The organism is Photobacterium sp. GB-56, assembly GCF_003026105.1.
In the GTDB taxonomy this organism is placed as follows: Bacteria; Pseudomonadota; Gammaproteobacteria; order Enterobacterales; family Vibrionaceae; genus Photobacterium.
Genome location: NZ_PYNW01000006.1, coordinates 231,560 through 246,067, shown reverse-complemented (window position 1 = coordinate 246,067; position 14,508 = coordinate 231,560). Strand labels below are relative to the sequence as shown.

The 14,508-nt window shown below is 42.8% G+C and carries 7 protein-coding genes, 1 tRNA gene, 2 rRNA genes and 1 riboswitch; of the genes, 6 read left to right on the top strand and 4 right to left on the bottom strand.

The genetic code is table 11. The features are described from left to right. Positions 1-2: 2 nt before the first annotated feature. The 4 genes from rrf (C9J42_RS11260) (at position 3) to metA (ending at position 1,505) form a co-directional block, all read left to right on the top strand. Positions 3-118 (top strand): 5S ribosomal RNA (gene rrf, locus C9J42_RS11260). Positions 119-165: 47 nt separating this feature from the next. After that, positions 166-241 (top strand) — tRNA-Thr (locus tag C9J42_RS11255). Between the two features lie 8 nt (positions 242-249). Beyond that, positions 250-365, top strand: a 5S ribosomal RNA gene (rrf, locus tag C9J42_RS11250). 198 nt (positions 366-563) lie between these two features. Then, entirely contained in the window at positions 564-1,505 is a 942-nt protein-coding gene (metA, locus tag C9J42_RS11245; RefSeq protein ID WP_107206481.1) for a homoserine O-succinyltransferase, read from the top strand. A 50-nt stretch (positions 1,506-1,555) separates the two neighbouring features. Here the strand turns inward: metA and C9J42_RS11240 are convergent, their stop codons facing one another. Continuing rightward, a complete protein-coding gene (locus C9J42_RS11240) occupies positions 1,556-2,836 on the bottom strand; it encodes a sodium:proton antiporter (protein WP_107246262.1) in 1,281 nt (426 codons plus the stop codon). A gap of 194 nt (positions 2,837-3,030) precedes the next feature. On the opposite strand from C9J42_RS11240, the gene metH reads away from it, so the two are divergent. Beyond that, entirely contained in the window at positions 3,031-6,699 is a 3,669-nt protein-coding gene (gene metH / locus C9J42_RS11235; RefSeq protein ID WP_107302011.1) for a methionine synthase, read from the top strand. A 79-nt stretch (positions 6,700-6,778) separates the two neighbouring features. On the opposite strand, the gene lysC is transcribed toward metH, so the two are convergent. After that, on the bottom strand, positions 6,779-8,149 hold the full coding sequence (gene lysC, locus C9J42_RS11230; protein WP_107292423.1) for a lysine-sensitive aspartokinase 3: 1,371 nt from the start codon (positions 8,147-8,149) through the stop codon (positions 6,779-6,781). Between the two features lie 101 nt (positions 8,150-8,250). Beyond that, a riboswitch (Lysine riboswitch) is annotated at positions 8,251-8,435 on the bottom strand. A gap of 238 nt (positions 8,436-8,673) precedes the next feature. Here lysC and C9J42_RS11225 point away from each other — a divergent pair. Then, a complete protein-coding gene (locus C9J42_RS11225) occupies positions 8,674-9,792 on the top strand; it encodes an alanine--glyoxylate aminotransferase family protein (protein ID WP_107302010.1) in 1,119 nt (372 codons plus the stop codon). A 53-nt stretch (positions 9,793-9,845) separates the two neighbouring features. Here C9J42_RS11225 and C9J42_RS11220 read toward each other — a convergent pair whose 3' ends face one another. Continuing rightward, the gene (locus tag C9J42_RS11220; RefSeq protein WP_107302009.1) at positions 9,846-11,588 is read right to left on the bottom strand and encodes a PglL family O-oligosaccharyltransferase; all 1,743 of its coding nucleotides are present in this window, start codon (positions 11,586-11,588) and stop codon (positions 9,846-9,848) included. 77 nt (positions 11,589-11,665) lie between these two features. After that, complete coding sequence (gene uvrA, locus C9J42_RS11215; RefSeq protein ID WP_107246269.1) at positions 11,666-14,491, bottom strand: excinuclease ABC subunit UvrA; 2,826 nt, start codon at positions 14,489-14,491, stop codon at positions 11,666-11,668. Positions 14,492-14,508 lie beyond the last annotated feature (17 nt).

Below are 14,508 nucleotides of genomic sequence, written 5' to 3'. Positions count from 1 at the left end.
TGCTTGGCGACCATAGCGTTATGGACCCACCTGATCCCATGCCGAACTCAGTAGTGAAACGTAATAGCGCCGATGGTAGTGTGGGGTCTCCCCATGTGAGAGTAGGACATCGCCAGGCTTCAAATTTAGAATGTTGCATAAGCAGCTTTCATACAAGCTTTGTGTGCTGGTATGGCTCAGTTGGTAGAGCGCACCCTTGGTAAGGGTGAGGTCCCCAGTTCAAATCTGGGTACTAGCACCATTTATTTGTTTAGCGACCATAGCACAGCGGTCCCACCTGATCCCATGCCGAACTCAGAAGTGAAACGTTGTAGCGCCGATGGTAGTGTGGGGCCTCCCCATGTGAGAGTAGGACATCGCTAAATCTTATTTTAAAACCCAGCCTTCGGCTGGGTTTTCTCGTTTATAAGCCCTCATATTTCCCATATCTCTTTATCTCTTTATCTCTATATTTATCTATTATGTTATTATTTTGCACTAAACTTGCGTCTGCCTTTCTTTTTCTATAACGTTGATGGAAGTTTAGACGGCTAAACATCTTGTGTCGAAAGGAGTCAACAAAGATGCCAATAAAAATACCTGATCGCCTACCTGCTACTGATATTCTGCGCAGTGAAAATATCTTTGTGATGACAGAGAAGCGTGCTGCTAGCCAGGGGATCCGTCCGTTGAAGGTATTATTATTAAATTTAATGCCAAAAAAAATTGAGACAGAGACACAGTTCTTACGCTTATTATCCAATAGCCCAATTCAAGTAGATGTAGAGCTATTACGAATCGATAATCGTCCAACAAAAAATACTCCTCAAGAACACTTAGATACTTTTTATCGTCAGTTTGAGATGGTGAAGCAACGTAATTTTGATGGATTGATTGTAACGGGAGCGCCGTTAGGTTTAGTTCAATTTGAAGATGTGCTTTATTGGGAAGAAATTCAAATCATCATGAATTGGGCAAAAGAGCATGTAACATCAACTATGTTTGTTTGTTGGGCTGCTCAAGCTGGGCTAAAACTGCTTTATGACTTGCCGAAGCGTACACGAAAAGAGAAATTATCAGGTGTTTATCAACATCGAATTCATGATTGTCATCACCCGGTACTACGAGGGTTTGATGATACTTTCTTTGCCCCCCATTCTCGCTATGCTGACTTCTCTCCTGATTATTTAACCAAGCATACTGATCTTGATATATTAGCGACTTCAGAGCAGGCTGGAGTATATTTAGCAGCAACAAAAGATAAACGTAATGTATTCGTAACGGGGCATCCTGAATATGATGTAGATACATTGCATAATGAGTTTGTACGAGATAGCGAACAAGGGATGGAGCCAGCAGTACCTGTGAACTATTATCCTGAGAATGATCCTTCGAATGCACCTATTGCGAGTTGGCGTAGTCATGGTCATTTACTATTTAGTAATTGGCTAAACTATTGTGTATATCAGCAAACGCCTTACGATTTAGAGCACTTCTCCGAAGCGAGTTTTACGAAAGACGAATAATAAAAAAGCCTGCATTGAAGTGCAGGCTTTTTTGTTAGTGGAATAATTACTTATTTATTTTTTAATTCCCAAAGCTTGGCTTTTTCAATTAATGGGGTAATGGTTGAACCTTGGATAAGGATCGAGAATACAACCACTGAATATGTCATTACGAGGATGATTTCTCGCACATCGATCCCCTTCTCTGGAATTACCATGACTCCAGCAGGAATAGCCATTGCCATTGCTAGTGCTAAACCTCCGCGTAAGCCACCCCAAGTGAGGATCTTGACTGACATTGGATTGTACTGGCGGTAGCGATTGAAGCCCACATATGGCAGTTTGACACTGATGTAACGGCTTAGAAGAACTAAAGGTACGGCAATAATCATTAGGATCCAGTCTTCTTGGTGGAAGCTAAAATCAAGCATGGTCATACCAATTAACAGGAATAAGACCCCATTTAGGAATTCATCAACCAATTCCCAGAAGTGATCTAGGTGCTCTTCACTTTCTTTTGAAAAGCCAATATAACGGGTCCAGTTACCAATCATGATCCCAGATACCACCATAGCAAGTGGGCCTGAAACATGAAGAACTTCTGCTAAAGCATAACCTGCGGTTGGAATACCGATAGTAAGCAGTAATTCCATAGAGTGATCATTGGTTGAGCTAATGAGGTAGTGGAAAACTAGACCAAGAATAAAGCCGTAAGCAATGCCACCAATCGCTTCTTGTAAGAATAGCTGGGTTACGCCCATCACTGTTGGTGCGGTATCACCAAAAGCAATGGTAAACATGGTGACGAAGATAACGAGGCCAAACCCATCATTAAATAAAGACTCGCCTTCGATTTGAGTCGAAATACGGCGAGGCGCATTCATTTTCTTAACGATGGCCAATACAGCAATAGGATCGGTAGGGGAAATCAATGCACCAAAGAGTAAACAGTAAATCAGATCTAGTTGAATTCCGATTAACTGGCAGATACCCCATAAACTGAAGCCAATAAAAAAGGTGGAGAATAAAGTGGCGCCCAGTGCTAATACGGTAATTTCCCACTTTTGATCTTCAAGATGGGGTAACTTGATACCTAAGCCGCCAGCAAATAATAAGAAGCCTAAAATGCCTTTTAATAGGAAATCTTCAAAGTTTATTTTGCTGATTTGAGTCGCGGCAACATCTTCAAGATGGAACCAACCGTTGTGTCCCGCAATGATGATCAATAGTGACAGGATTAATGATCCGGCAGTGATGGCAATGGTTGTTTGCATCTTACCTATTTTACTGTTTACAAAAGCAATAAGCATTGCTGCTGCAGCCAGAAAGCAGAGTGTGCTATAGACCGACATGCGTAACCTCTAGATTGGTGGGTTGTTAGAAAACTTGTGACGAAATAGTAAAACCATCAGTAATTAATGGCTACTGATAATTTGTTTTATTTTGAAAAGCTTTTGTTGTGTAAATTATATTTAGCTTTCTTTATCCCCAATTGAAGTGTGGTAGGATGTTACAAAGCTGTAATGGATTATAAGGATGTAGTGACGTGTTAAACAGCAAGGAATTACTGCATAAGCGGTTGGAAGAGCAAATCCTGATCATTGATGGTGGCATGGGCACCATGATCCAAGGTTATAAATTGGAAGAAGATGATTATCGAGGTCAACGATTTGCTGATTGGCATTCTGATCTAAAAGGGAATAATGATCTTTTAGTATTAACCCAACCCCAGCTGATTAAAGATATTCACCTCGCGTATTTAGAAGCCGGGGCGGATATTCTAGAAACCAACACTTTTAATGCTACAACGATTGCGATGGCGGATTACGACATGGAATCGTTGAGCGCGGAAATTAACTATGAAGCAGCGCGTCTCGCTCGTCTTGCTGCCGATGAATGGACCGCTAAAACACCAGAAAAACCACGTTTTGTTGCAGGTGTTTTAGGACCGACAAACCGTACTTGCTCTATCTCTCCTGATGTTAACGATCCTGGCTATCGTAATGTTACCTTTGATGAACTAGTTGAAGCCTATTCCGAATCGACACATGCCTTAATTCGAGGTGGCGCCGATATTATCTTGCTTGAAACTATCTTTGATACCTTGAATGCTAAAGCTTGCGCTTTTGCTGTTTCTGGGGTTTTTGAAGAATTGGGTTTTGAACTACCAGTGATGATTTCAGGCACCATAACAGATGCCTCGGGACGTACTCTTTCTGGACAAACAACGGAAGCGTTTTATAACTCATTACGTCATGTTAAACCTATTTCCTTTGGTTTGAACTGTGCGCTTGGGCCTGATGAATTACGTCAGTATGTTGAAGAGTTATCGCGTATTTCAGAATGTGCTGTTTCAGCTCACCCAAATGCGGGTTTACCTAATGCCTTTGGCGAATATGATCTTGAAGCTGAAGAAATGGCGGAACATATCCGCGAGTGGGCGAAAAGTGGTTTTCTCAATATGGTCGGGGGCTGCTGTGGTACTACGCCAGAGCATATCCGCCACATGTATGAAGCGACTAAAAACCTGAAACCTCGCCAATTACCTGATATTCCTATTGCTTGTCGTCTATCAGGGTTAGAGCCGTTAACGATTGATGCTGATACCTTATTTATTAACGTTGGTGAACGTACCAATGTGACTGGCTCGGCTCGATTTAAGCGCCTAATCAAAGAAGAACTTTATGATGAAGCATTAGAGGTTGCACGTCAGCAAGTAGAGGCTGGGGCTCAAATCATCGATATTAATATGGATGAGGGGATGCTTGATGCGAAGGCTGCAATGGTACGCTTTTTAAACCTTTGTGCTACAGAGCCCGAAATATCAAAAGTGCCTATTATGGTCGATTCTTCTAAATGGGAAGTGTTAGAAGCAGGGCTTAAATGTGTACAAGGAAAGCCTGTTGTTAACTCTATCTCGATGAAGGAAGGTAAAGATAACTTTATCACTCAAGCGAAATTACTTCGTCGTTATGGTGCTGCGATTATCGTGATGGCATTTGATGAAGTTGGTCAGGCGGATACTCGCGAACGTAAAATTGAAATTTGTACTAATGCTTATCGTGTGTTGGTTGATGAAGTCGGCTTTCCACCTGAAGATATTATTTTTGATCCTAATATTTTTGCTGTTGCGACCGGTATTGAAGAGCACAACAATTACGCCGTTGATTTTATTGAAGCGGTAGGGGATATCAAACGCACGCTGCCGTATGCCATGGTATCAGGCGGGGTGTCGAATGTTTCGTTCTCTTTCCGTGGTAACAACGCAGTTCGTGAAGCGATCCATGCTGTTTTTCTTTATTACTGTTTTAAAAACGGTATGGATATGGGGATCGTCAATGCAGGTCAGCTTGCAATTTATGATGATCTGCCTGATGAATTACGCGATGCGGTTGAAGACGTTGTGCTTAATCGCCGTGATGATAGTACAGAGCGCTTATTAGACATTGCCGCTAAATACCGAGATAGCGGTAATGTTGAAGAAGATCGCAGCGCTGCAGAATGGCGCGGATGGCCAGTTGAAAAGCGTTTAGAGCATGCGCTAGTTAAAGGTATAACCGAATTTATTGTTGAAGATACTGAAGAATCTCGTCAGAAAGCCAGTAAACCACTCGAAGTGATCGAAGGGCCATTAATGGCTGGGATGAACGTCGTTGGTGATCTATTTGGTGAAGGTAAGATGTTCTTACCGCAAGTCGTAAAATCGGCTCGAGTCATGAAGCAAGCTGTTGCCTATTTAGAGCCGTATATTGATGCTGAAAAGCAGGCTGGACAAACCAACGGTAAAATACTTCTAGCAACCGTTAAAGGCGATGTTCACGATATTGGTAAGAATATAGTCGGCGTTGTACTGCAATGTAATAACTACGAGATTATCGATCTTGGGGTGATGGTGTCATGCGATAAAATTCTAAAAGTCGCCAAAGAAGAAAACGTCGATATTATTGGCTTGTCGGGTTTGATCACGCCATCGCTTGATGAAATGGTCCATGTTGCCAAAGAAATGGAGCGACAAGGATTTGATATCCCTTTGCTTATCGGTGGTGCAACAACTTCTAAAGCCCACACGGCGGTTAAGATTGAGCAAAACTACAATCAGCCAGTAGTGTATGTATCTAATGCATCACGCGCAGTAGGTGTTTGTTCTGCGTTATTGTCTGATGAACAAAAGCCAGCGTTTGTTGAGCGTTTAAACCAAGAGTACGATGTGGTACGTGAACAACATGCGCGTAAGAAACCACGTACCGCACCTATTTCGTTAGAAGAAGCACGTGCTAATGCGGTTAATATTGATTGGCAAAATTATACGCCGCCAGTACCGAAAAAAGCCGGTGTTCACACCTTCACTGATTTCCCTGTAGCTGAAATTCGTAAGTATATCGATTGGACGCCATTTTTCATGACGTGGTCATTAAGTGGTAAATACCCAACGATTCTTCGTCATGAAGTTGTGGGTGAAGAAGCGACTAAGTTGTTTAATGATGCTAATAAAATCTTAGATGAGATCGAGAAAACAGGCATGATTAAAGCTAACGGTGTGTGTGGTTTATTCCCTGCCAATAATGTCGGTGATGATATTGAAGTGTACACAGACGATAGCCGAACTGATGTTTTAACTGTGCTGCATGGTTTACGTCAGCAAACCAAAAAGCCGAAAGGTCCTAACTATTGTTTATCTGACTATATTGCGCCTAAAGAGAGCGGCAAGGCTGATTGGATTGGCGCTTTTGCGGTAACAGGTGGGATTGGTGAATATGACATTGCTGAGCAATTTAAAGCAAAAGGTGATGATTACAATGCCATTATGGTACAGGCTGTTGCGGATCGATTAGCGGAAGCCTTTGCTGAATGTATGCATGAAATGGTACGTAAAGATATTTGGGGTTATGCAGCTGATGAAAATCTGAATAATGACGATTTGATCCGAGAAAAGTATCAAGGTATTCGTCCTGCACCTGGTTACGCCGCATGTCCTGAGCATACCGAAAAAGGTGCTATTTGGCAGTTACTTGATGCTGAGAAAAATACTGGCATGGTACTAACGGAAAGTTACGCAATGTGGCCTGGTGCTGCAGTTTCGGGATGGTATTTCTCACATCCTGATTCTCGTTACTTTGCGGTTGCTCAGATCCAGCAAGATCAGTTAGAAAGTTATGCCGATCGAAAAGGTTGGGATTTGATCGAAGCTGAGAAATGGTTAGGCCCAAATCTTTAATGCTTAATCAATCGTTAAAAAAGGCGCTCAATGCGCCTTTTTGTTTATCGGAACTTTATTTGGGTTAGTTAGAAAGAGCTTATTCCAACAAAGATGCGTGCAGTGTGCGAACCACGTCTTTAGCTTCATCTTCATTAATTAAGAAACATAAATTATGTGGGCTAGCACCGTAGCAAATCATACGAAGGTTATGATCTTCTAGCGCGCCAAAGATATCTTTGGCTGAGCCTTTCGTATCACTCATTTGGTTACCGATAAGTGCAACCAGTGATAGCCCTTGCTCGACGTCAACCACACATAATTGGCTTAATTCTTCAACGACTTGAAGCGGAAGCGTTGGCGCACCGCCACCCGTATCAGTTTGATCTAAGGTCAGTGAAACGCTGACCTCTGAGGTTGTGATGAGATCAACTGAGATTTTATGTTCAGCCAAGATACGAAAGACTTCGGCTAAAAAGCCATAAGCATGGAACATATTTAAGCTCGTGAGTGTCACCATGGTTTGGTTGGCTCGTAATGCGAGTGCTCTAAATAGTGGCGCTTCTTCAACGGATTGTCGGATCCAAGTACCGCCTTGCTCTGGTGCTTTTGATGAACCAACAAATACAGGGATCTGTTGACGAACAGCTGGTACTAGAGTTGATGGGTGTAAAATTTTAGCACCAAAGTTTGCCATTTCAGATGCTTCACTAAAACTGATCTCTTTGATCGGTTTAGCGGCCGATGTAATACGTGGATCGGTAGTGTATAAACCCGGTACGTCCGTCCAAATCTCTAATGTGCTAGCATTTACGGCTTCTGCGATTAAAGCGGCACTATAGTCACTTCCCCCACGACCAAGTGTTGTCGTAACACCCTGGCTGTTTGATCCAATAAAGCCCTGTGATACCACGATATTATTGTCTAATAGTGGTAATAATTGCTCAGTCGCTAATTGCTTAATTGTTTCTGGCTGTGGGATCGCTTTACCAAATTGATCATCAGTACGCATGATGGAACGAATATCTACACGTACAGCTGGGGCGTTTAGCTCGACTAATATTTGACTAAAAAGATGGGTTGAAAGCAGCTCGCCATGGCTAACAATTTGATCGGTCAATTGTGCAGAGGTTGTTGATGCCGCATGTTCAGCTAAGGTTGCGATGTTATCAAGTAGGCCGTAAATAGCGTCTTGAATATTTTCTGGGTGCTGAAGTTGATCAAGAACATCTTGGTGGGTTTGGGTCAGTGTCTGAATGCGCTGTTGGCGGGTCGTTGAATCGCTCACGCCATTAGCAAGTTCTACCAGAATATTCGTGACACCAGAACAGGCGCTGATTAACACAATTTTAGTGTCTGGATTAGCAGTAACAATGGCAGCACTTCGGCTCATAGCGGTGTAATCAGCAACACTGGTACCGCCAAATTTTGCGACAGTGAGTGAATCTGAATGTGTTGCAGCCTTGTCCATAATTAATTTCTCCCTAAATAGTAAACACATCACAAGGTAGGCTATTTTTTCGGGAGTATTCCCGACATCCTGTCAGGAGAGCATAAGAGGTGAATAGTCACTCACCCAGAAGCTCCCCACCAATGTCAATCATTGACCTTGGTGACAGCTAGAAGGATTCAACCTTCATAGCCGATATAACTCATCCCCTAATCAGTTATACCTCGGCGTTACTCTCCCTCTCATAATGGCGATTGGATGGGGTCCTGTCATTATGATACCTAGGTAACGCTCCTCTTCCGTTTTAAGTCGTACTGTTTGAATAATAAGTGCTTGAATAAAATATCATCTTATTGAATAAGATTCATCACCCTGTTGTCAAATGGAATATGACAATTTATTTACATATGATATTTCGTCAATGTGTGTCATGGGATCGGTATAGGTCGCTTGCACCAATGAAAGGGCTCTAATACTCTAAAATAGATAGCAACGCGTTCCATATAAAAATATCGACAGGGACAATGACTTTACGGAGCAAAAGAATGACAATTACCAGCTTTATCCCGCCGCATCGAACCCTCATGGGGCCGGGACCATCAGATATTTATCCGCAAGTATTACAAGCGCTTAGTCGTCCTACGGTAGGGCACCTTGATCCGTTATTTATAGGCATGATGGATGAATTAAAACAATTGTTGCAATATGCCTTTCAAACCCAAAATGCCTTTACCATCGCTGTTTCAGCGCCAGGTAGTGCTGGAATGGAAGCCTGCTTTGTTAATCTCGTTGAAGCTGGGGATAAAGTGCTAGTTTGCCGTAATGGTGTTTTCGGGGAGCGGATGCGGGAAAATGTCGAGCGTTGTGGTGGTGTTGCTATCGTTGTGGATAACGAATGGGGGGCGGCGGTTGCTCCTGATTTAGTGGATCAAGCGTTACAAAACGATCCTGAAATTAAAATTGTTGCTTTTGTACATGCCGAAACCTCAACCGGCGCATTGAGTGATGCGAAAACATTGGCGGAAATTGCCCGTAAACATGATTGCTTAACGATTGTTGATGCGGTGACATCACTTGGTGGTGTTCCTTTGCTGGTGGACGAGTGGCAATTAGATGCGGTTTATTCAGGTAGCCAAAAGTGTTTGTCCTGTACGCCGGGGTTATCGCCATTAACGTTTTCTCAAAAGGCGATTGATAAGATCCAACGACGTAAAACCAAAGTACAAAGCTGGTTTTTAGATCAAAGTTTGGTGCTAGGTTATTGGAGTGGTGAAGGTAAGCGTAGCTATCACCACACTGCACCTGTAAACAGTTTATATGCGTTGCATGAAGCCTTGGTATTATTGCAAAACGAAGGGTTAGAAAATGCATGGCAGCGCCATCGAAATGTCCATGAAGAGCTTAAAGCAGGGCTTGAAAAGCTTGGGATCCAATTTGTGGTAGAAGAAACCTCACGTTTACCCCAACTCAATGCGGTTTATATCCCTGAAGGCGTTGATGATGCTGAGGTACGTAATGAGTTGCTGCAACGTTACAACTTGGAAATCGGAGCAGGTTTAGGTGCGTTGGCAGGTAAAGCGTGGCGTATCGGTTTGATGGGCTATGGTGCGAGAAGTGAAAATGTTGCGCTGTGCTTAAAAGCGTTAGAAACCACATTGAAGTAATTTATTGATGAGTAAATAAAAATGGCTACCAATTGGGTAGCCATTTTTTATGGTTATTTAGCAGCAGACGTTGCCTTTGCTTCGCTGTTTTGCTGCTCAAAATTTAAAGATGGGAATAAGAACAGCGCTTCATCTCTGATTTGTGATGCTTGCTCTTTATTGCCGAGGGCATCGTAAGCAAGGATCAGGTTTTGATAAAGCGCCGGTCGCGGCCATGTTTTCGCTTTCTCGGTTGCCCATTGAATATAGTCTTCAATTAATGCTGGCTTATTACTGCCAATACCAAGTTGTAATTGGGTTAATTGTAAATCCCAATCAAAGCGGTTTTTCCACGACCATGGATTATTCACCTTTAGTAAGTATTCAATATTGACTGGTCGAGTGGTTTCAAATTTAGTGAGCTGCCAACCTGAATATAGCGTAGTCAGCATAAAGCTGGAGATAAAAATTGGTACAATAAGTGCAAAAACTTTCAGACCCAATACGTAGCTTAATGATTGGCGATGGTATTTGGCGGTAAGGTTATCCACCCAAAATATCAGTATGATAAAGATCAGCCAATGGACTAATGAATGGTAGAAAGGATACTCAAGTTGGGTATGCAGAACGATAGGGAAAAACAATCCGATTAACGCTAATTGAGTACCAGCAGGCGCCTTTCTTATCTTTATTATTACTGCAAACGCAGCAAGCAATAAACCGATAAGTGGCACAATACCGCCTTCGTCAGCCCAGAGAAGTAGCTCATTATGTGGGTGATCTAAACTAGGAATACCTGCATGTTGCGCTGGATCTTCATTGTGCCATAACGCGGTTTGCGTGATGTAAGCGGCTTCAAATTTACCATACCCATAACCTGTAAGTGGTTTAGTAGTAAACATGTCATAGGCTTGTGGATATATAACTCCTCGACCATCACCAGCAACAGTTACGCTGTTGGTTTTAGGTGACCAATTCTCTGTAGATGAAATATTCCATGCCAAACAAAGCCCTAATGTAACCATTAACAACCATAAACGTTGTGCTTGTTTTGCGGCAAAGCGACGTAAATATGGCAGCATTAGTATTACGCCGATAATTGCGCCTAGCCAACCTGTACGAGAGTTCAACACCACTAACATTGGAATCGTTAGCATAGGTGTGATCAGCAAAGTGATATGAAGCCAGGACCATTTACCGCGATATAATGGGATACGTGCTAATAAGTAAGTACTAATCACGAGTCCAGTTGCAAGAAAGCTTGCCATCACATTCGGTTGCTGGAAAATACCATAAGGGCGGTTAGCGATAGTGTCATAGCCAATAGGGTTTTTTGCCGGGATCCAAAGGTATTGATACCACGCAAATATGGCTTCAATGAGTACCCCAATTAAAATAAACCATAACAAACGTTGGCGTTGCTGGTGGGTAAAGACGAATTGCTGCAAGCTGACAAAAAACAGAAATCCAGCCCATAAGGTAAACAAGCGATTAAACGCCGCTCCAGCATCAGCATTGGAATAAAAAATGGGGATAGTCAGCAGTACACAACAAGCAAACAATAATAGTGTCAGGCGTGAATAACGCCAGATTTGTTGGCGACAAATTTCAAGTAAGCCGAAGGAGATAGCAAAACTAAAAGGGATCCAAACTGCAGCATTAAACGAGAGTTCAAGCCCTGAACCACCTGGATTGTGTTGGAAGTAGTGCATTGCAACAATGAAAATAACACCGATTGTTGCAAGGAAATAGCGTACCAATGGTTTAGAAATCCGTTTCTGTTCTAATCTGGTACCTTCGAGTTGTAACACTGTCATGGTTGTTCCTGAGTATGAATAAGCAAACAGGCTGAGTAAAATCAGCCTGTTATCATATGTTAGCGTGTTTTCATATTCTAACCTAGTAGCGGTTTAAGGAACCTTGCTGTATGTGAGCCTTTTACTTTAGCTACATCTTCAGGTGTTCCTGTTGCAATGATCTCGCCACCACCACTGCCGCCTTCTGGACCAAGATCGATGATCCAATCTGCGGTTTTTATTACGTCTAAGTTATGTTCGATCACCACAATGGTATTACCTTTATCACGCAATTTATGCAGCACTGTTAATAGCTGCTGAATATCGTGGAAGTGTAGTCCGGTTGTTGGCTCATCCAGAATATAAAGTGTCTTTCCGGTATCGCGTTTCGATAACTCTTTTGCGAGTTTTACACGTTGTGCTTCACCGCCTGATAAGGTTGTCGCCGCTTGACCTAAACGAATATACGATAAACCAACATCCATTAAGGTTTGTAACTTTCTTGCAATAGCGGGAACCGGATCAAAGAATTCTCGTGCATCTTCAACCGTAAGCTCTAACACTTCATCAATGGTTTTACCTTTGTAGCGGATCTCTAAGGTTTCACGGTTATAACGTTTTCCTTTACAGGCATCACAAGGGACATAAACATCGGGAAGAAAATGCATTTCAACTTTAATAACACCATCACCTTGGCAGGCTTCACAGCGACCACCACGAACGTTAAAACTAAAACGCCCTGGTTTATAACCACGGGAACGGGCTTCTTGAGTGCCTGAAAAAAGCTCACGAATCGGGGTGAAAATACCGGTATAAGTGGCAGGATTTGAACGCGGAGTACGACCAATCGGGCTTTGGTTAATGTCGATAACCTTATCGAAATGTTCTAGATCTTGGATCTCACGATACGGCGCAGGTGTGCCAGTTGTTGCACCATTTAATTTGTGATGAGCAATTTCAAAGAAGGTATCGTTAATAAGTGTTGATTTTCCTGAGCCAGAAACACCGGTAATACAGGTAAATAAACCAACAGGGATTTCAACATTGACATCTTTTAGGTTGTTACCGGTAGCGCCCAGTAGTTTGACGGTTTTTTCGGGATCAAACGGTGTGCGATCAGTGGGAATTTCAATTGCTTTTTTCCCGCTAAGGTATTGGCCTGTTAAAGATTCTTTTGATTTTAAGATATCTTTAACGCCACCTTGCGCAATGATATTACCGCCGTGAACACCCGCACCAGGGCCAATATCAATCACGTAATCAGCGGCACGAATAGCATCTTCGTCGTGTTCAACTACAATCACGGTATTGCCTAAATCACGTAGGTGAATCAAGGTTTTGAGTAGTCGTTCGTTATCACGCTGGTGGAGACCAATGGAAGGCTCATCTAAAACGTACATCACGCCCACAAGCCCCGCACCAATTTGGCTGGCAAGACGAATACGTTGTGCTTCACCGCCAGATAAAGTATCGGCACTGCGAGATAGGCTCAGGTAGTTTAAGCCAACATTGATTAAGAAACTTAAACGCTCGTTGATCTCTTTTAAGATCTTCTCTGCAATTTGTGCCCGTTGCCCCGTTAAGGCTAATTCATCAAAGAATTGGTGCGCGCCACTAATACTCATTTCACAGATTTGCGGCAAGTTAGTCTCACCAATAAACACATGACGTGCTTCTTGGCGTAAGCGTGAACCATGACAGCTTGCACATGGCTTAGTCGAAACAAATTTAGCTAGCTCTTCACGTACCGAGTTTGATTCGGTTTCACGGTAACGACGTTCCATATTATTGAGGATCCCCTCAAATGGATGGCGTCTTACGGTAATGTCACCACGATCGTTGATGTATTTAAACTCGATCTCTGTATTGCCAGAACCGTTTAAAATGACTTCTTTGACTTTCTTCGATAGCGAATCAAAGGGTGCTTCAACGTCAAACTTATAATGCTCAGAAAGTGATTTAAGCATTTGGAAATAGTAAAAATTACGTTTATCCCAGCCGCGTATAGCGCCGCCAGATAAACTTAATTCGCCATTTTGAATCACCCGTTCGGGATCGAAGTACTGCTGAACACCAAGCCCATCACAAGTACCACAGGCACCGGCTGGATTGTTAAACGAGAACAGGCGTGGTTCAAGCTCTTGCATACTATAACCACAGTGTGGACAGGCAAAATTGGCAGAAAATACCTGCTCTTCACCTTCTTCACCGGACATCGGTGCTATCACTACATTACCGCCTGATAGCTCTAAAGCGGTTTCAAAAGATTCGGCTAAGCGGATCTGTAGATCGTCACGAACTTTGAAGCGATCAACGACCACTTCAATGGTATGTTTTTTATGTAGCTCTAATGTTGGTGGATCGGAAAGATCGCAAACTTCACCATCAATACGGGCGCGGATATAACCTTGTGCAGCTAAGTTCGCCAGCGTTTTTACGTGCTCACCTTTACGCTCTTTAATGATAGGTGCCAGTAGCATTAGCTTACTGCCTTCTGGCATGGCTAATACTTGGTCGACCATCTGACTCACAGTTTGCGCTGCAAGCGTAATGTCATGGGTTGGACAGCGAGGCTCACCGACACGGGCGTACAATAAACGTAGATAGTCGTAAATTTCGGTAATCGTACCAACGGTTGAACGTGGGTTGTGCGAGGTGGATTTCTGCTCGATGGAAATGGCAGGCGAAAGCCCTTCAATATGATCGACATCAGGCTTTTCCATCAGGGATAAAAACTGACGTGCGTAGGCAGAAAGAGATTCAACATAACGACGTTGACCTTCTGCATACAAGGTATCAAAAGCCAGAGAGGATTTCCCCGAACCTGATAACCCTGTGATAACGATGAGCTTATCGCGGGGGATCGTTAGATTAATATTTTTAAGGTTATGGGTGCGAGCACCCCTGACTTCGATGTTATCCATATCAGTGATGATTCTTT